Source organism: Chromobacterium sp. W521 (genome assembly GCF_052805975.1).
This window is the reverse complement of record NZ_JBRBAF010000003.1, coordinates 209,986-228,241: the sequence shown is the minus strand read 5'-3', so window position 1 is coordinate 228,241 and position 18,256 is coordinate 209,986. Positions and strand designations below refer to the sequence as shown.

Genomic DNA, 18,256 nt, shown 5'->3' with positions numbered 1-18,256 from the left:
AAAATCAATTACACAAGCATCGCATTAAAAAACAAAAATCATTTAGCATATTACATCAAAATAACACCACTTTAAAAAAAAAACCCGCCTCGCGGCGGGTTTCTTCACTTCCAGATCAGGCTTAAGTTCAAGCCAGCTTAGCCAACTGCACCTTGATCTTGTCCAGCTTGTCGTTCAACTCGGCCAACTGCGCCTTGTCGCGCTCCACCAGATGGGCCGGGGCTTTGTCTACATAGCCCGGCTTTTCCAGCTTGGCGGTGAGCTTGGCCAGTTCGGCTTCCGCCTTGCCCTGCTCTTTGCTCAGGCGCGCGGTTTCGGCGGCCTTGTCCACTTCCACTTTCAGCATCAGGCGGGCGTCGCCGGAGATGGCCACCGGGGCGTCGTCTTCCGGCAGCGCGGCGACGATGGAGCCTTCGGTCAGCCGCGCCAGCAGCTTCAGGTAGGGCACGAAGTCCGCCACCGAGGCGTCGCCGGTTTCGATGAACAGCGGGGCTTTGACGGCCGGGCCGATGCCCATTTCGCCACGCAGATTGCGCACGGCGTTGACCATGTCTTTGAACGCGTCCATGCGGGTGTTGGCGGCGGCGTTGATCTTGCCGGCGTCCGCCACCGGCCACGGGGCCAGCATGATGGACGGGGCGCTCTTGGCGTTGGCCAGCGGGGCCACGGTCTGCCACAGCTCTTCGGTGATGAAGGGCATCAGCGGGTGGGTCAGGCGCAGCGCCACTTCCAGCACGCGGACGATGGTGCGGCGGGTGGCGCGCTGCTGGGCTTCGTTGCCGGTTTGCAGCTGCACCTTGGCCAGTTCCACATACCAGTCGCAGTACTCGTTCCAGATGAATTCGTAAATGGTCTGGGCGGCGATGTCGAAGCGGTAGGTTTCCAGCGCGTTGGTGACGTCGATTTCGGCCTGTTGCAGGCGGCCGATGATCCACTGGTCAACGAAGCTGAATTCCAACGGCAGGCTTTCGTCCTGGCCGCAGTCCTTGCCTTCCACGTTCATCATCACAAAGCGGGTGGCGTTCCACAGCTTGTTGCAGAAGTTGCGGTAGCCTTCGGCGCGTTTGAAGTCGAAGTTGACGCTGCGGCCCAGGGTGGCGTAGCTGGCCATGGTGAAGCGCAGCGCGTCCGTGCCGTAAGCCGGGATGCCTTCCGGGAACAGCTTTTCCGTGGCCTTGGCGATGGCCGGGGCTTTTTCCGGGCGGCGCAGGCCGGTGGTGCGCTTAGTCACCAGCGGTTCCAGCGCGATGCCGTCGATCAGGTCCACCGGGTCGATGACGTTGCCCTCGGACTTGGACATCTTCTTGCCTTCGTGGTCTCGCACCATGCCGTGGATGTACACGTCGCGGAAAGGGACCTTGCCGGTGAAGTGCTTGGTCATCATGATCATCCGGGCAACCCAGAAGAAGATGATTTCGTAGCCGGTCACCAGCACATTGGAGGTGAGGAAGGCGCGCAGGTCCGGGGTGTCGTTGGGCCAGCCCAGGGTGGAGAACGGCACCAGGGCGGCGCTGAACCAGGTATCCAGCACGTCTTGTTCGCGACGCAGGGTCTTGCCAGGCGCTTGCGCCTGGGCGTCGGCCTCGCTGCGGGCCACGTAGATGTTGCCGTCTTCGTCGTACCAGGCCGGGATTTGGTGGCCCCACCACAGCTGGCGGCTGATACACCAGTCCTGGATGTTTTTCATCCATTGGTTGTAGGTGTTGACCCAGTTTTCCGGGATGAAGCGCACTTCGCCGCTTTCCACGGCTTCAATGGCTTTGGCGGCGATGGATTGGCCGGTGGGGTCCGGATTGCCGTCTTTGTCCACCGCCACTTTGTCCATGGCGACGAACCATTGGTCGGTCAGCAGCGGTTCGATCACGGTGCCGGTGCGGTCGCCGCGCGGCACCATCAGTTTGTGCGGTTTGGTGTCCAGCAGGTAGCCCTGGGCTTGCAGGTCCGCCAGCATGGCTTTGCGCGCGTCCTGGGTGCTGAGGCCGGCATAGGCGGCCGGCAGTTCGATCACGCCTTGGGCGCTGCCGTCGAAGCCGAAGATTTGCGCCTTGGCCAGGATTTTGGCTTCCAGGCTCATCACATTGATGAGCTGGGTGCTGTGGCGCTTGCCCACTTGGTAGTCGTTGAAATCGTGCGCCGGGGTGATTTTGACGAAGCCGGTGCCAAACTCTTTGTCCACGTATTCGTCCGCGATCACCGGGATCTGGCGGCCGGTGAGCGGCAGTTCCAGCTGCTTGCCCAGCAGGTGCTGATAGCGCTCGTCGTCCGGGGCGATAGCCACGGCCACGTCGCCCAGCAGGGTTTCCGGACGGGTGGTGGCGACGGTGACGAATTCGTCGCTTCCCACCACCGGGTATTTGATGTGCCACATGTGGCCGTCTTCTTCCTCGGAGATCACTTCGAGGTCGGAGATGGCGGTGCCCAGCTTGGAGTCCCAGTTGGACAGGCGCTTGCCGCGGTAAATCAGGCCTTGTTCAAACAGGCGGACGAAGACTTCGGTCACCACTTCGGCGCGGGTGTCGTCCATGGTGAAGTATTCGCGGCCCCAATCCACGGAGCAGCCCACGCGGCGCATCTGGCTGGTGATGGTGCCGCCGGATTGTTCTTTCCATTCCCACACTTTGGCGGTGAAGGCGTCGCGGCCCAGGTCGTGGCGGTTAATGCCTTGCTCGGCCAGTTGGCGCTCCACCACGATTTGGGTGGCGATGCCGGCGTGGTCCGTGCCGGGAATCCACACGGTGTTGTCGCCCTTCATCCGGTAATACCGGGTCAGACCGTCCATAATAGTCTGATTAAAGGCGTGGCCCATGTGCAGGGTGCCGGTGACGTTGGGCGGCGGCAGCTGGATGGCGAAGGACGGTTTGGCGGTGTCCATGCTGGGCTTGAAGTAGCCGGCCTGTTCCCACTGCGCGTACCAGCGACGTTCGATGTCGCCGGGTTCAAAGCTTTTGGCAAGTTCCATGGTGATGAATCGTAGTTCTTCTAGAATGGAAAAAATGGGTCGATTATACCCGGTTTTGGAGTGTTCTCCGAGAGCCGGCGCGGGCGAATCAGGCGGTAGCCAAGGGATAAGCGGACGATGAGCGAAGAAACGCGCGTTTTGGTGATTGAAGACAGCATGGTGTTGATCCGCCCCTTGTGCCGCATGGTGGAGGAAATCGGCCTATCGCCGCTGCCGGTGTGCTCGCAGCTGGAGGTGCGCGAGGCGCTGGCCTCCGGTCAGCACTTCCTGGCCGCGGTGGCGGATTACAACCTGCCGGACTCTCCCGCCGGCGAGCATTTGCCGCTGTTGTTCCAGCAGGCGATTCCCACCATCGTGCTGACTTCGCGCACCGACGGCGAGGTGCGCGACCGCATCTTGCAGCTGCCGGTGGTGGATTACGTGAGCAAGGAAAGCCCGGCCGCCTTCGATTACGTGATGCGGATGCTGACCCGCATTCGCAAGAACCCGGGCATCAAGGTGCTGGTGGTGGACGACTCCGCCTCTTACCGCCAGTTTCTGCGCGAGAATCTGGAGCGCCACCGCTATCAGGTGCTGGAAGCGGAGGACGCCAAGCAGGCGCTGGAGATTTTGCACCGCGACAAGCACATCAAGCTGGTGCTGAGCGACAACGACATGCCGGGCATGGACGGGGTGCGGATGACCAGCACGATACGCCGCTTTCTGGATCACGACCGCCTGGCCATCATCGGCATTTCCGGCAATCAGGACCCCACCATGACCACGCGCTTCATCAAGGCGGGGGCGGACGACTTTCTGCAAAAGCCGTTTAATTTTGAGGAGTTTTTCTGCCGCGTCACCCGCAATGTGGAGTTTGTGGAGAACCTGGAATCCCTGAAGGAAACCGCGGACCGCGACCCGCTGACCAATTTGTCCAACCGCCGGCACTTTTTTGAGCAGGTGATGCAGTTGAAGAACGGCTACGGGGTGGCGGTGCTGGATATCGACCACTTCAAGCGGGTGAACGATCAGTACGGCCACGATGTGGGCGATCAGGTGATCTGCAACACCGCGCGGCTGATGGAGCAGTTTTTTCCGGACGGCATTGTGGCGCGCTTTGGCGGCGAGGAGTTTGTGATTCTCAGCCCCAGCCCCATCGAGCTGGACATGGTGTGCCGGCTGGAGAGCCTGCGCCTGGCGATAGAGAGCTGCATCCTGACCACCGCCAAGGGCGGGCTGCGCTATACAGTGAGCATTGGCGTGGCCGCGTCGGACATGCCGGAGGTCAGCCGGCTGCTGAAGCTGGCGGACGAACGGCTGTATCACGCTAAACAGCATGGCCGCAATCAGGTGTGCGGCGGCTGAAGAGCGTCATAGCCGGCGCTTTGCCCCGCTCTTGGCCGCCCCCCGCCCAAATGGCCAGTTCGCCGTTTGTTTGCGCCGGGACGCCGCCTATAATGACATCGCTTTTTCCGTTCCTTCCGCGCGGCCCCGCGCTTCCCCCGGAGCCGGCGTTTCAACCGGATATCCGCCATGAGCCATCATCACCCGCACGGTCCAGGCTGCGCCTGCTGCACTCTTCCTTTGTTGGCTCAGTTGCACGATGAGCTGTCCGAGCGGCCCGACTGGCAGGACGAGGCCAAGCGGCTGATCCGCCAGCAGGAAAAACATTTGCTGCCGCCCTCGCCGCCTCAGACGCTGATCATTTACGGCGGGCCCATCCATACCCTGGCCAGCAGCGGACGGCAAACGGTGGACGCCATCGGCATCGCCAAGGGCCGAATTGCGGCCACCGGTTCATGCGAGGAGGTGCGGCAGGCCATGGCCGCCGCCGGGCATAAAAAACCGGAGGAGATGTCGCTGGAAGGCGCTACCTTGCTACCCGGTTTCGTCGATCCCCATATGCACATCCTCCCCAGCGCGCTGTTTTCGTCCTGGCAGTACGTGGGCGCGTTCTCCGGCCAGACGCTGACGCCGGATTACGGCATTGCGGGCGTGGAAAACACGGTGCGCGCGGCGCTGGCCGATCCCAAAAAACAGCAAAAGGCCAAGGACGGCACGGCCTGGGTGCTGGGCTTCGGCCTGGATCCTTCGCTGATGCGGGTCTGGACCGAACCGGACCTGGACTGGTTTGCCCAGTTTGGCGACTCACTCCCGATCTTCCTGATGAACGCTTCCGGCCACATCGGCTACGCCAACGCGCCGGCGCTGGCCAAGGCCGGCATCAGCCCGGAATGCAAGGGGGTGCTGGTGGAGGAGCAGGTGCTGCAGATGATGCCCGCGCTGCCCTCCCCGTCCCCGGCCGCCTTGCTTTCTAGCATCAGCCAGGTGCTGCACGGCGCGGCCAAGATGGGCAATACCACGCTGTTCGACGCCGGCCTGGGATCCGGCAAAGGGCTGTTCGAGGTCTTGCTGCTGGACTTGGTGGCCCAGACCGCGTTGAACCCGGTGCGCATCGCCGCCGCGCTGTTTTCCAACGAAACCCGGCAGATGGACGAGTGGACCCGCTTGTTCCGCCCGGACCTGGACGGCATGGAGGACAAGCGCTTCAGCATCAAGGCGCTGAAACTGGTGTCGGACGGCTCCAACCAAGGGCTGACCGGTTTTCAGACCGAGGCCTACAAATGCTATCCGGAACACCAGGTGCCCAATGTGCCGGCCACCGGGCTGTTCAATTTCCGCCCGCCCAGCGCCTTCGCCCCGCATTTGCGGCAGGCGGTGGAGCACGGCTGGCCGGCCATGGTGCACGCCAACGGCGACCGCGCCATCGACGAGGTGCTGCAAGCTTACGAACACGCGCTCAACCACCCCTTAGCGCCGCTGCGGCCGGATTGCGCCGGCACGCGGCTGCGTCATCGCATCGAGCACGCTTCGCTCTTGACCGACGAGCACATCTCCCAGATGGCGCAGCTTCAGCTGTCGCCCAGTTTTTTGATAGGCCATGTCGGCTATTGGGGCCGCGCCTTCCAGCAAACCATTCTGGGCGAGGCGCGCGCCAAGCTGCTGGACCGCTGCCTGTCCGCCAAGCGCGCCGGCCTGCGCATCAGTCTGCACTCCGACCACTTCGTCACCCCGCTGGGCGGCCTGCGCATGATGGAGCAGGCGATATTCCGCGTGATGGAGGCCGCGCCGGAACAGGCAGGCGGCAAGCCGGCGCTGAACCCGGCGGAGCGGCTGGACCGGCTCAGCGCGCTGCGCGCGGTAACGCTGGACGCCGCCTGGCAGTGCCATATGGACCATATCGTCGGTTCGCTGGAACCGGGCAAGCTGGCGGACTTGGTAGTGCTTGAGCAGGACCCGCTGGACCCGGCGGTGTGCAATCTGCGCGATATCGCGGTGCTGCAAACCTGGCGCTCCGGCGCGCCGGTGTATCTGCATGCCAAGCTGGGATGCGCGACGGAATCCGCGCCGCCGGCCTGAGAGCCTGTTCATGGTCTCGCGAGCAAGGGCGAGACAAGGCGAAAACGAGCTAAAAAGCGGAATGATCGAGGGGTGCATGAGCATTTTGAGCGTGTACTCACCGTGCAACGCTTCACGAAGCGCAGCAGACTTTGAACAGGTTCTGAGGCGCGCGGCGCCGCATGGGCCCAGCGCAGGCGAGGCCTTGCTCAGCTTTTGTCAGCCTCGCAAGCTTGCCATTGGCATATAATTCGCCCTGTGCGCGGCGTCGCCGCGCCGTCCCGACGCCATGCACAGGAGCGCCCCATGTCCCTACCCCATCAACCCGGCTGCGCGTGTTGCACTCTGCCCAGCTTGTCCTCGCAACTGGATGAACTGCAACACCATAACTGGACCGAGAGCCTGGCCAGCTTGGTCCGCACTGCCGTAGAACGCGCCAAGCTGGCGCTGCATCAGGACGCGGCCATCTTTCACGGCGGGCCCATCTATACACTGCAAGGCGGCCAGCCCAGCCGCGTGGACGCCTTGGGCATCGCCCACGGCAAGGTGATCTCCGTAGGCAGCCTGCAGCAGGTGGAAGCCGATATGCGCGCGCAGCCGCGCGCCGAGCTTATCAATCTGCGCGGCAAAACCTTGCTGCCCGGCATGATAGATCCGCACATGCACATCTTGCCCAGCGCGCTGTACCGCAACTGGATCAACCTGAGCCCCTTCGAGGGCCAGATCCTGCGGCCGGGCTACAATCTGGCCTGGGTCGGCGAACAACTGCGCGGCCAACTGCCCAGCCATAGCGGCCACACCCTCAACGGCGAGCCGCGCTGGCTAACCGGCTTTGGCGTGGACCCGTCGCTGATGAGCACCTGGGAAGAACCGGATCTGGACTTCCTCGACAGCATCAGCGCGGAAGTGCCTATCTTCCTGATCAACGCCTCCGGCCATCTGGGCTATGCCAACTCCGCGGCGGTGAAACTGGCCGGGCTGGACCCCAAGGGCAAGGGCGTGACCACAGAGTCCGACGTCGCCAAGGTGCTGGCGGTGATCCCCGGCCTGGCCGCGCCGCATGTGCTGTCCAAGGTGCAGGAAATTCTGCACGACGCCGCCGCCAACGGCATCACCACGCTATTCGACGCCGGCCTGGGCGCCGGCCTGGGGCCGCTGGAAATCTCCCTGGTGCGGGCCTTCGCGCAAAGCCCGCTGGCACCGGTGCGGATTGGCGCCGCGCTGTACGGCAACCCGGACTGGCTGCAAGAGCAGTGGCTGCAAACTTATCAGCTCAACCATAACAAGCACGACGACGACCGCTTCAGCGTCCGCGCGCTCAAGCTGATAGCCGACGGTTCCAATCAGGGCCTGACCGGCTACCAATCGCAGGATTATTGCTGCGCCAAGCAACACCACGTGCCCGGCGTTTCACCGCGCGGCCTGCTCAACTTCACGCCGCCGACCACATTCGCCACCCAGCTGCAAACCGCGCTGAACGCCGGCTGGCCGGTGCTGGTGCACGCCAACGGCGATCAGGCGGTGGACTATGTGCTGGCTAGCTTCGAGCTGGCGCTGTTCGACGAAAACGCCAAGGACGGCACCCCCAATCCCAAACTGGCGCTGCGCTCGCGCATTGAGCACTGCTCGCTGCTGAGCGACGCCAGCATCGCCACCATGGCGCGGCTGAAGCTGTCGCCCAGCTTCCTGATCGGCCACGTAGGCTACTGGGGCCAGGTGTTCAAGACTACCATTCTGGGCCGCGAGCGCGCCCAGATGCTGGACCGCTGCCAGTCCGCCCTCAAGGCCGGCCTGCGCATCAGCCTGCATTCGGACCACTTCGTGTCGCCGCTGGGCACGCTGCGGATGATGGAGCAGGCGGTGACGCGGGTGATGGAGGCGGACCCGGAACGGCAGCCGCTGAATCCGGCGGAATGCCTGGACCGCATCTCCGCGCTGCGCGCGGTGACGCTGGACGCCGCATGGCAATGCCATATGGACCACATCGTCGGCTCGCTGGAACCAGGCAAGCTGGCGGACATGGTCATTCTGCAAAAGGATCCGCTGGACCCGTCGGTGCCGGCCGGCTCGCTGCGCGACATTCCTATCCATCAAACCTGGCTGGCCGGCAAGCCGGTCTATCAAAACCCCGACACCCACTGAGCGGCGCCCGCCGCGCAAAAACAAAACCGGCCGGGATTCCCGGCCGGTTTTTGCGTTGCGGACTTGGATTGGAGCCCATCCCGAACGGCCTTCACAGAACCTGTTCACGGTCTCACAAGCCAAGAACGGGCTGACGATCGTAAACAGGTTTTCAGTGCGCCACGGACTTGGACATCAAATTCATCACCAACACCCCCGCCACGATCAAGCCCATGCCTATCATCGCCGGCGCATCCAGCTTCTGCCCATATAAAACCCAGCCCACGATGGATACCAGCACAATGCCGACGCCGGACCACAGCGCGTACGCCACGCCCACCGGGATCTGGCGCAGGGTCAGCGACAACATGTAGAAGGCCAGCAGATAGCCGGCGCCGGTCAGCAAGGACGGGCCCAGGCGGGTAAAGCCTTCCGACGCTTTCAGCGAGGAGGTGGCGATCACCTCGCTGACGATGGCGACGGCCAGGAACAACCAGGTTTTCATTCAAGACTCCAGTTCAGCGCACGGCTTGCCGCCGCGCATGCGCAGTTTGGCGCGTAGCGAGTCGTACAGCCAGTTGAATATATAAGTGTAAGGCAGGAAGAAGGCGAAGAAGCCCAAATCCAGCAGGAAGGCCTGCCAGTAACTGACGTTCAGCCACCAAGCCGCCAAGGGCACCAGCATGATCACCAGCCCGCCTTCGAACATCAGCGCATGCAAGGTGCGCACGCCCACGGTGCGGCTCCAGCCCATCGCCGCTTCCATGCGGTCGAACAACATATTGAACACCACGTTCCACATCATGGCGGCGGTGGACATCATGAAGGCCAGCGCGCCCATATGCAGCAGGCTTTGCTCCATCACCAAGGAGGCCAGCGGCACCAGCAGGGCCATCGCGCACAGCTCGTACATCACGGCGTGGAAGCCGCGCTCCAGCCAAGATTTTTGTTTGTTCATGTTATTTCCCAATCATGACCGTATAAAGACAGCCGCTATTCTGATTGGTTTTTCGGATGGTTGAAAAATAATAACCATCGGCAAAACCGATATATCAAGCCAGACCGGCGCGCGCGCGGCTCAGGCGACGCAGCAGGCTGGCGCGCAGCCCGTCGTACAGCCAGTTGAAGACAAAGGTATAAGGCAGGAAGAACAGGAAGAAGCCGATGTCCAGCAAGAAGGCTTGCCAGTAGCTGATCTGCAGCCACCACGCCGCCAGCGGCACCAGCAGGATCACCAGCCCGCCCTCGAACAGCAGCGCGTGCACCACGCGCAGCGCCGGCGTGCGCGCCCAGCCGCGGCGGCGCTCCCAGCGTTCGAACAGGCTGTTGAACACAATGTTCCACGACATCGCCACGCTGGTCATCATCAGCGCCAGCACGCCAATCTGCGCGGAGTCCTGCTTTAGCAGCAGCGTAGCCAACAACATCAGCAGGCTGATGGCGCACAGTTCGTAAGTCACGGCGTAGAAGGCGCGTTCCAGCCAGGATTTCTTTACATGCATCGATTCTCCTTGATCCGCCGCGGCGCTTGGAAGCAGTTTGCGATCTGCTGCGCCGCGGCTTGATTAGCAAGACAATGACGCGATTTTTATTGGTTTTTCGGATAGGATAAAGATAGGTTTAATCGGAGAAACCGATATGAGTATGTCGCTAGACGCGCTGGCGGCGTTTGCCAACGCCGCCGAACTGGGCTCTTTTTCCGCCGCGGCGCGGCGGCTGGGCAAAAGCCAGTCCACCATCAGCGAGGCCATCGCCAACCTGGAGATAGACCTGGCGGTGCAGTTGTTCGACCGCGGCAGCCGCCAGCCCACGCTGACCCAGGCCGGCCGCCACCTGCTGGGCTATGCGCGGCAGATGCTGGCGATTGGTGACGAATTGAATCAGCAGGCGCAGTTGCTGACCGCCGGGCTGGAGCCCCGGCTGACCCTGGTGCTGTCGGACACGTATCAGTCTTCGCGTTTTCAGGAAGTGACGCGCCAACTGGAACAGAACTTCGAGGCGCTGGAACTGGAATGCCTGGTGGGCGAACAGGACGATGTGCTGGATTTGATCCAGACCGGACGCGCGCACCTGGGCTGCATGGCGGCGCAGAAGCAGTACCCGGCCGATATCGGCCACGCCACGCTGGGCGAGGTTAGCGAAGTGGCCCTGTATGTGGCGCGCAGCCATCCGCTGGCGGCGCTGGAACAGGTGGACCGGCAGGCGCTGAGCCGCCACCGCGAACTGCGGCTCAACACCTATACCGAAAGCAAACCGGAAACCATGAGCCGGCGCTGCTGGTTCGCGCCCAGCTATCTGATGCTGCTGGAGATGGCGATTCTGGGCGCGGGCTGGGCCGAGCTGCCGCGCTGGCTGGCGGATTCCTTCGGCGCGGAGCGGCTGCGCGAGCTGCGCGCGCCGGGCTGGCCCAAGGCGCGCCACATTGATCTGGTGTGGTCGCGGCGACGGCCGCTGGGCATGGCCGCCGTCTGGGTGCGCGAGCAGCTGCTGCGCTCATGACTACGCCGCCGCGCCGCGGCCAAGCCCCGCGCGGGGGATGGCGCGCAGGGCCGCCGAACGCGGCGTCACCAATCCGGCCACGCTGCCCGATTTCGATAGCGAAGGCTACGTCTTCGACGCGGCGTCCTCCTAAGAACCTGTTCACGATCCGCTGCGCTACGGCGATACGGCGTTAAAAACAAGCTCAAAATGCTCATGTACCCCTCGACCATTCCGCTTTTCCGCTCGTTTTCGCCTTGTCTCGCTCTTGCTCGCGAGATCGTGAACAGGCTCTAACGAACTGAACCGGGTTTTCCACCTCGAACATCACTGATACGCCCCAGCCGGCGCTCAACGACTGACTGCATCCTGCGCGCAACAGTTCTCACCCAAACAATCATGCAAAATACGCATGCATCTCCGCCTTAGCCATCAGACCAATCCGGCCAAAACCTTCTGCAGTCAACCACCGTCTCCGCCAAATTCTCATATTAAACAATTGATTACCAATAATTAAACAATTTTCAATATTGAATTTAACAAGCCCGACAACTACACTCGGTATTCATAAAACTTTACAGATCATTACCTTCAGTTTAAACAAGATAGCAATCAAAACAGCGACAAGCGGGCCGGCAATCTGCTTGAAACAAGCAAAACGAATCCAGTAGAGGCTCAATATGAACAAATTCATCACCACCTTGGCTGCGCTGGCGGCCATGCAATCCGGCTTGACCTTGGCTGCCCAAGGCGGTGTCATCGGCTTCTCCGGCGCCATCGTTAAAGAGCCGTGCGCGCAGGAAGCCAGCACACTGGTCCGCTACTCTTCGCATCCGCAACTGTATCAGGCCGCTCGCAAGATTTCGTCCGGCCCTACTTGCTCCGGCATGGACAGCACCCAGTCCGTGACGATCAGCAATGTGAAGACCAGCCAGTTCACCGAAGGCCAGATCGTTACCGTCGTATACAACTAAGAACCTGTTTACAATCTGCCGCGCTGCGGCGATACGGTGTTAAAAAAACCGCTTCGAAATGCTCATGCACTACTTGTACATTCCGCTTTCTCAGCGGTTTTCCCCTTGTCTCGCTCATGCTCGCTAGACCGTAGACACGTTCTCAGCGCCGTGAGAACTCAAAAACGCCGCCGCCGCGGACACTCCGCGGCGGCGGCGTTTGCTTTGCCCGTAAAATCAGATTACTGATACAGCATATTGAGCGTCACCACCGATTGCAGCGTGCCAGGCACCACCGTCGTTGTCCGCATGTATTCGACGAACACAGGCAATTGCGCCGTCTGCGACTGGATATTCACAACTCGGGTGTTGTTGGTGCTGTTCGCTCCTATATTCCGCCCGTCCGCCAGCGTTCCCATGAAAACCCCCACGCCTTTGGCCGTGCCGCTTGTATTCGCGAACAGGATGGGGTTATTCGCATCCGGCGTGCCGGAAAAACTGAAGGTGGCGGTATGCAGCGCTGTCGAGCAGTTGTTCGCGGTAATCGTGAAGCTGACGCTACCCGCCGCGCTGCCCACCGCAGGCAGGGCGCTGACGCCTATCGTTGGCAGGGTCACCACCCGGTTGACATCCGCCGTGCTCAAATTACAAGTGCCGCCAGGCGTGAACGTCACCGAGCCGTTGATCAACTGGTTGTAGTTGACCCCGGGATAACCATTCAAGCCCCCAACCCCGTCCAGTTGAAACACCGAGTACTGGCTAACCGCCACGGTACCGCTGGACGGCGCGCCCGAGGTTTTGAGCAGCACGATGGAGTATTGCAGCGTCGTGGAGATGGTGCCCGCAACCGGCACAAAGATGCCGGTATTGATCGCTCCGTTCGACTGCGTGTAAGTCTGCCCGTTGAAGATGATGCCGACCTGCAGGCCTGCCGCCAGCGCCACCTTCTTGGGATTGACCCAAAAATACACATTCTCTCCCAGACTCTGCTGGCAATAGACGCTGATGGTCTGCAAGGGCGACTGCCAGATGACCGTGCCGGTTGGCACGGCCGCGGAAACGTACAGATTGCCGGGCAGGCTCAAGGTGGACGTCACGCTGCCTGAGGAACTGGCGCCATTCCAGCAAGCCAGGGCATGGCTGGTCACCGGCAGGCACAGCAAGATCGCGCACAGCCAGGCGCGCAGCACGCGGATAATCGATTGGCTCATCATTCTTTCGCTTTCTGATCGCTAGCCTTCACTCGGCATCGCATACTGCTTCGGTTATCGAATAACCCGCGCCATTCAGTCGCGCCGAGGACGGATAATGGAAGCGGCACTGTTGATCCCGCGCGCTACCCCAGTTGGCCCGCAAGGTTTTCCCTTCCATGCCTCGGAGGAAGGCGCGGCTTCCCTGCCCCACCATCGCCAGCACGTCGCCGTTGTCGGCCAGCACCGACGCCCCCACCGGCACGGCGCTGCCGTCGGCCCGCCTCAAAGTCACGATGACGGGTTTGCCCTGTTCGGTGGCGAATTTGAGCATCACGATGGCTCCGGCGCGTGGCGCGTCCTGTTGCGCGGTCTCCTGCAGCTCGACGTTCTCGCTCATCCCTTTCGGGTCCAGCGAGACTTCGTTCTGCCGGTACGGCATCAACGACGACACCACCGCGTAACCGTCCTGATTGACGCGCACACCATTGGTATTGTTGACCGCCGCGCCCGCCGCGCCCGGCGCGTTGATGACGGCGAACGATTCGCCCACCGATTGCGCCGCAGTGACGCCGCCCGGATGGAACACCAGGGCCCCCATGACCCCGGCATTAACTTGCGAGGAATGGCCCACACTGCTGCCGCCGACGCTGACCGTGGCCACCGAGCTGGCGTACTGCACGCTGGCTCCGCCGCCGCCGCTGCTGCTGCCTGAGGGCGCGCGGGTATCGCTGGCGTAGACGTTGTAGCTCAGGTTGCTCAGTTCGCCGCTGGTGCCGCTGACTGCTAACTGAGTGCTGCCGCTGTGATCGCTATTGCTGTTGACGCTGGCGGTCAGCAGCGGGGCGTGCGCTGCGCGGCCAAGCGGCATCGACACGCTCAGCGTGTACTGGTTGACGTTGTTGCCCAGAGCATCGTGCAGCCGGCCAGCGGACAGGCTAAAGTTGACCCCCTTGAAGCGGTTGTTGTAACCAACCTGATAGGTCACGTCGTGGCCGCGCTGATTCCAGTAGTCCTGCGTCGAGCCGCTGATGTACACATGGCCCCAGCCCGCCGGCAGCGGCTGGTCGGCGTTCAATTGAAACTGGTTGCGAGTGCGGTACACCATGCCGTTCTGATTCAGCAGATTGACATAGTCCCGGAACTGCAGATAACCGGTGGTGGAGTAGCGGTACGCCGCTACCGTGAAGTTAGTGTTGGTGCTTTCCAGCAATTTGCTATAAGCCAGGCGATAGCTCTGTCCGCTCATGTTTTCGCTGCCCGCGACATTGGGAAGGCGGTTGGCCCAGGACTGGGTGACATCCAGCGCCAGAGCGCCGATGGCGGTATTGAGCCCAGCGCCGAAGATGCCGGCCTGGTAATGTTCGGCGGCGATGCCGCCGCCGTACAGCGTCAAGCTGCCATTCACGCCGCGCTGGTAGGTGGCTTGCATGAAGTCCGGATGCTGGCTCAGCGTGCTGTCCCGCCACTGCCCAGCCGTCACCGAATAGCGCGATTGACCCTGACGCAATAGCTGCCGCACCGAGGCGTAGGGCACGACGAAGGTGCGCACCCGGCCATCGGCCTCGGTCACTGTCACGTTCAGGTCGCCGGCGAAGCCGGTGTTGTACAAATCGTCGATGCTGAACTCGCCCGGCGGCACGGTGTTTTCATATATCAGGTTGCCGTTCTGGCGGATCGATACCTTGGCGTTGGTCTCCGCCACGCCGCGCACCACCGGCGCATAGCCTTGCATCGATTCCGGCTGCATGCGGTCGTCGGAATTGAGCTGCACCCCGCGGTAGGGCACGCTGTTGAACAAGTCCGACGGCGTGAAGTTGTCGCCGACGGTCAGAACCGAGCGCCAGTCGGTGATGTCGCGCTGGGCGTAGGCCGACGTCCCCTGGTAATGACGCTGGCTGCCGTTGCCGCCATCCTGCTGAGTAACGGTGCCGTTATAGCGCAGCCTCCACATGCCGAGGTTCAGGCCGGCGTTGGCGCCCAGATAATATTGGGTGGACGCGCCGTTGGACCCGGTGTCGTAACGGTAGACGTTGGCGTTGTAGTTGAGGAAGCCGGCAAAGGGCGCACCGGCGTCCCAGTATTGGGGATCGACATAGCCGCGAGCATGCGCGCGCAGGTATTTCTGCGGCACGCTGACGTCCAGGTGCAAATCGCCGCTATTGAAGCCGGAGAAGGCGCCGGGCACGAGTTGGGCAATATCCCGACAGGGCTCGTCCTGCATCGGCGCGCTCTCCGGCTTCTGCTCCAGGCGCTTGAAATCCACGCCCATCTCTTCCAGCGCCTTTCGGCTGAAACAGGCAAACACCTTGTGATCATCACGCTCCTTCATCAGCACGTCGCGACGGCCGATCCAGGCATCGTTGACGTACACGTCGGCGCGATAATTGCCGGGCAGCGCCCCTCCTGCCTGGTTGAAACGGCTTAGTCCCAACGGCGGCATGCCTGACGGCCGGGTCAAGAACGCCGGATTGAACTGTACATCGTCCGGCGGTGATGTCGGCGCCGCCGGCGCATCGGCCCAGGCCAAAGGGCCGCCGAACAACCCGCAAATAAGCGAGGCAAGAAGCGACAGGCTCCAGCATTCAGCCTGTAATCGAGTCGAGGAAGGTTTCATCGCGCAATCCGTTTTGCTGCGCAGGCGACCGGACAACAGGCGGCCGCCCGAATGGTCAGGGGGCCAGAGCGGCGTCGTGCATCACTGCCGCGCCAAAATCGTTGATGCTCTCGTAACTGAACTGCAACTTGCCCCCAAGCTTGGACTTCAAGTCCTTCAGGGGGAAATCCTTGCTGCCGCCGGGCGGCACCATGCCGCTGTCGGTCTCGTAGGAACGGGCGTTTGCCGTCAGCACCGCGCGATTCAGCGACACGTTGTAGGCCTCCGCATTGGTGGCGCGCAACAGATAGCCCTTGCCGTTGGGCTCGGCCTGCAGCGACCAGCTCAGCTTGTCGGCCGCGTCGTCGGCGCTGCCGGGCAGGCCCTTGGGGCGGTAAAACAACTTGATCCGCGAGCGGAAGGCAACCTGCATGAAGTTGCGCTGCTCCTCGGCGCTCTTGGGCAAAGGCGGAATATCCAGCACGTTCAGCCAGAACACCGATTCGCGGTCTTGAGGCAGATCGGCGCCTGTGAAGGTGATTCGCAGGGTCTGCCCCTTGGCAGGATCAACCCGGAAAATCGGCGGCATGATCAGAAACGGCGCATCCGCGGTATCCGGCGTCGACTTCTCGTTGCCCGCATCGGCCCACACCTCCACCAGCGAAGGCGCTTTGCCGGGGTTGTTGATTTTGACGGTCACTTCGCGGTCAGCGGCGTTGTACACCACCCGGGTACCGGAAATCACCACGCCAGCGTTGGCGACCGCGCTGGTGAAGAAAGTAAGGGCGGCCCAGATCGCAACGCCGCGGACTACGAATGCTGTCATGACTTCTGCCTATTTTCTGACTTGAAACGCCAGCCGCGCGCAGCGCGGCTGGCAACGACTGCCCACGTCGCTTACTGATAAGTCATCGAGTACTGCACGCTGGTATTCACCGCGCCTGCGCCGGCGGCGCCGCCGGTGGCGATGTACTGCGCGTAGTAGTTCAGCGTCGCTGTGCCGGAACTGATCGGCACTATCTGCGAGTTGGTGTTGTTGGCCAGGTTGATCGCCTGCAGGGTGTTGTTGAGCAGCTGCACTTCCACATTGGTGGCCGCGCCGGCGTTCTTCAGGTTGCCGGTAGCGGCATCCACCGTCGGCCCGATTTCGAAGTGGGTCACTGCGTTTTTCAGTGTGGCGGGGCAATTGCTCAGATTGATGCTGAACGGGGTAGAGCCCGCGGTTTGACCAGCAGTCGCCAGCGAAGATACGCCGACGGTGGGCAGGGTGACGGTAAAGCTGGCCCCCCCGGTACTGTTGATCGTGCAGGTATTGGCGACAATGTTGCCATTGATGGTGATGGTGCCGTCGGCAGCCAACGCGCCCGTGGCGTAAAAACTCAGGCCGGCGGCCAGTACGGTAACAAGCTTCTTCATTGCTCATGCTCCATTGCGATTGCCGGGCGCTTATCGCGTCCGAATGCGCGTCCTTCCAAGTGGAAAGACGCTCCCATAGCTTCGTCGCGCCAGCGCGGCGAAAACCCGCTATCCAGCTTTCCCGCCCAAGACGGGAAAGCATCGGCTCCATCTGATCTTCTGCTCCCGTTTTCTCACATTGAAAACAAATGCTTTAATCAGATTTCACAAATACATCCAAATGCATGACGAGCAATATAAATAAACATTAAAAACAACACAAATCACAATTAATTTAAAATTATTACAAATGAAAACCGCGCCAACGCCCGGCCTCACCAGACAAGACGCGCGTCACTGTAATCACAGCCCCGCTTACTGTGGCATATTCGTCACATCGTGCTCACTGGAACGATAAACCGTCCCAAAACAGGCCAAATCGCGATAAAAACACGGCCGAGCGCCCACGCTATTAAGTTCCTGTGATGAATCCCGCGCCCTGGCAATGAACGGCTTCCTCCACCGGATAACCGGCGTCATCCTCCCCGCACGCCGCCCCCTGCTCCCTCGCCTCAAACCTTGAAACCCGCGAACAAAGCCTGTTGGCACTGGGTGCACATGCCCGCATCTAGCGGAGATAAAACGGAAAATTGTCAGTCAGAAATTCCGGAAGTGATTACAGCCGCCTCCGCCGCCGAGGCGGGCGCCCCGACAGGATGATGTTGAACGCTCAACGACATCCTGCTTGTTCTCACCACAAGCGTGCCTTGGGAACGCCTCCAGCAGGAATTCGGTTTTGGTAGTGGGATAAGCAACTGGAGACGCAGGGTGCGCCGATAAAGCCCGGGTGACTGACATCACATACCCCCGGACGCATGAGGGCTGGCTAGACCTGGCCGTGGTGCTGGACCGGCTCTGGCGGCAGGCCATTGGCTGGTTGATGCCATCACGCATCGATGGAGAGTTGGTGCTGAATGCCTTGTTGATGGCGGTATGGCCACGCCAGCCAAAGCAGAAGGCGCTGGTGCATTCCGACCAGGAGAGTCTGTTCAGTGGTGATGACTGACAGGACTTCCTGAAAGCGCACCATTTGGCGCCTGGCATGAGCCAGCTCGCGAACTGCCGCGACAATTAGGCGTATTAAGTCCCCAGGCCCAGCGCCTGTCGCGTCAGCTCAAATAAAAAT

Annotated in this window: 13 protein-coding genes and 1 pseudogene; 6 read left to right on the top strand and 8 right to left on the bottom strand. The window is 61.7% G+C overall.

All coding sequences use genetic code 11. The features are described from left to right. Positions 1-127: 127 nt before the first annotated feature. Complete coding sequence (locus ACUXV1_RS05655) at positions 128-2,959, bottom strand: valine--tRNA ligase (RefSeq protein ID WP_446015029.1); 2,832 nt, start codon at positions 2,957-2,959, stop codon at positions 128-130. Between the two features lie 117 nt (positions 2,960-3,076). Here ACUXV1_RS05655 and ACUXV1_RS05650 point away from each other — a divergent pair, with 117 nt between their 5' ends. The 3 genes from ACUXV1_RS05650 (at position 3,077) to ACUXV1_RS05640 (ending at position 8,479) form a co-directional block, all read left to right on the top strand. Further along, positions 3,077-4,303, top strand: a complete 1,227-nt coding sequence (locus tag ACUXV1_RS05650) for a diguanylate cyclase (RefSeq protein WP_043641668.1) — start codon at positions 3,077-3,079, stop codon at positions 4,301-4,303. A gap of 168 nt (positions 4,304-4,471) precedes the next feature. Further along, complete coding sequence (locus tag ACUXV1_RS05645) at positions 4,472-6,358, top strand: amidohydrolase (protein ID WP_446015028.1); 1,887 nt, start codon at positions 4,472-4,474, stop codon at positions 6,356-6,358. Positions 6,359-6,643: 285 nt separating this feature from the next. After that, the gene (locus ACUXV1_RS05640) at positions 6,644-8,479 is read left to right on the top strand and encodes an amidohydrolase (RefSeq protein ID WP_203391585.1); all 1,836 of its coding nucleotides are present in this window, start codon (positions 6,644-6,646) and stop codon (positions 8,477-8,479) included. Positions 8,480-8,630: 151 nt separating this feature from the next. On the opposite strand, the gene ACUXV1_RS05635 is transcribed toward ACUXV1_RS05640, so the two are convergent. The 3 genes from ACUXV1_RS05635 to ACUXV1_RS05625 form a co-directional block, all read right to left on the bottom strand. Further along, entirely contained in the window at positions 8,631-8,963 is a 333-nt protein-coding gene (locus ACUXV1_RS05635; protein ID WP_043641665.1) for a DMT family transporter, read from the bottom strand. Further along, on the bottom strand, positions 8,964-9,416 hold the full coding sequence (locus ACUXV1_RS05630) for a multidrug/biocide efflux PACE transporter (RefSeq protein ID WP_081554649.1): 453 nt from the start codon (positions 9,414-9,416) through the stop codon (positions 8,964-8,966). It lies immediately after the preceding gene. A gap of 94 nt (positions 9,417-9,510) precedes the next feature. After that, positions 9,511-9,960, bottom strand: coding sequence for a multidrug/biocide efflux PACE transporter (locus tag ACUXV1_RS05625; RefSeq protein WP_446015026.1), 450 nt, complete (start codon positions 9,958-9,960; stop codon positions 9,511-9,513). A 136-nt stretch (positions 9,961-10,096) separates the two neighbouring features. On the opposite strand from ACUXV1_RS05625, the gene ACUXV1_RS05620 reads away from it, so the two are divergent. Together ACUXV1_RS05620 and ACUXV1_RS05615 are read left to right on the top strand one after the other, a co-directional pair. Further along, on the top strand, positions 10,097-10,957 hold the full coding sequence (locus tag ACUXV1_RS05620; protein ID WP_194426204.1) for a LysR family transcriptional regulator: 861 nt from the start codon (positions 10,097-10,099) through the stop codon (positions 10,955-10,957). Positions 10,958-11,616: 659 nt separating this feature from the next. Beyond that, the gene (locus tag ACUXV1_RS05615; protein WP_446015025.1) at positions 11,617-11,910 is read left to right on the top strand and encodes a hypothetical protein; all 294 of its coding nucleotides are present in this window, start codon (positions 11,617-11,619) and stop codon (positions 11,908-11,910) included. Between the two features lie 221 nt (positions 11,911-12,131). Here the strand turns inward: ACUXV1_RS05615 and ACUXV1_RS05610 are convergent, their stop codons facing one another. The 4 genes from ACUXV1_RS05610 to ACUXV1_RS05595 form a co-directional block, all read right to left on the bottom strand. After that, a complete protein-coding gene (locus ACUXV1_RS05610; RefSeq protein ID WP_337882831.1) occupies positions 12,132-13,100 on the bottom strand; it encodes a fimbrial protein in 969 nt (322 codons plus the stop codon). A 28-nt stretch (positions 13,101-13,128) separates the two neighbouring features. Then, entirely contained in the window at positions 13,129-15,696 is a 2,568-nt protein-coding gene (locus tag ACUXV1_RS05605) for a fimbria/pilus outer membrane usher protein (protein WP_446015024.1), read from the bottom strand. A 55-nt stretch (positions 15,697-15,751) separates the two neighbouring features. Further along, positions 15,752-16,501, bottom strand: coding sequence for a fimbrial biogenesis chaperone (locus ACUXV1_RS05600; protein WP_043641657.1), 750 nt, complete (start codon positions 16,499-16,501; stop codon positions 15,752-15,754). Between the two features lie 71 nt (positions 16,502-16,572). Then, a complete protein-coding gene (locus ACUXV1_RS05595; protein ID WP_446015022.1) occupies positions 16,573-17,091 on the bottom strand; it encodes a fimbrial protein in 519 nt (172 codons plus the stop codon). Positions 17,092-17,917: 826 nt separating this feature from the next. Here ACUXV1_RS05595 and ACUXV1_RS05590 point away from each other — a divergent pair. Continuing rightward, positions 17,918-18,202: pseudogene (locus tag ACUXV1_RS05590) on the top strand (DDE-type integrase/transposase/recombinase); the annotation flags it as partial. Between the last annotated feature and the right edge of the window lie 54 nt (positions 18,203-18,256).

Coding starts and splice junctions, on each gene's coding strand:
- ACUXV1_RS05625 (WP_446015026.1), bottom strand. CDS start 9,960: ATGCATGTAAAGAAATCCTGGCTGGAACGCGCCTTCTACGCCGTGACT.
- ACUXV1_RS05595 (WP_446015022.1), bottom strand. CDS start 17,091: ATGAAGAAGCTTGTTACCGTACTGGCCGCCGGCCTGAGTTTTTACGCC.
- ACUXV1_RS05630 (WP_081554649.1), bottom strand. CDS start 9,416: ATGAACAAACAAAAATCTTGGCTGGAGCGCGGCTTCCACGCCGTGATG.
- ACUXV1_RS05600 (WP_043641657.1), bottom strand. CDS start 16,501: ATGACAGCATTCGTAGTCCGCGGCGTTGCGATCTGGGCCGCCCTTACT.
- ACUXV1_RS05615 (WP_446015025.1), top strand. CDS start 11,617: ATGAACAAATTCATCACCACCTTGGCTGCGCTGGCGGCCATGCAATCC.
- ACUXV1_RS05610 (WP_337882831.1), bottom strand. CDS start 13,100: ATGAGCCAATCGATTATCCGCGTGCTGCGCGCCTGGCTGTGCGCGATC.
- ACUXV1_RS05645 (WP_446015028.1), top strand. CDS start 4,472: ATGAGCCATCATCACCCGCACGGTCCAGGCTGCGCCTGCTGCACTCTT.
- ACUXV1_RS05650 (WP_043641668.1), top strand. CDS start 3,077: ATGAGCGAAGAAACGCGCGTTTTGGTGATTGAAGACAGCATGGTGTTG.
- ACUXV1_RS05655 (WP_446015029.1), bottom strand. CDS start 2,959: ATGGAACTTGCCAAAAGCTTTGAACCCGGCGACATCGAACGTCGCTGG.
- ACUXV1_RS05635 (WP_043641665.1), bottom strand. CDS start 8,963: ATGAAAACCTGGTTGTTCCTGGCCGTCGCCATCGTCAGCGAGGTGATC.
- ACUXV1_RS05640 (WP_203391585.1), top strand. CDS start 6,644: ATGTCCCTACCCCATCAACCCGGCTGCGCGTGTTGCACTCTGCCCAGC.
- ACUXV1_RS05605 (WP_446015024.1), bottom strand. CDS start 15,696: ATGAAACCTTCCTCGACTCGATTACAGGCTGAATGCTGGAGCCTGTCG.
- ACUXV1_RS05620 (WP_194426204.1), top strand. CDS start 10,097: ATGAGTATGTCGCTAGACGCGCTGGCGGCGTTTGCCAACGCCGCCGAA.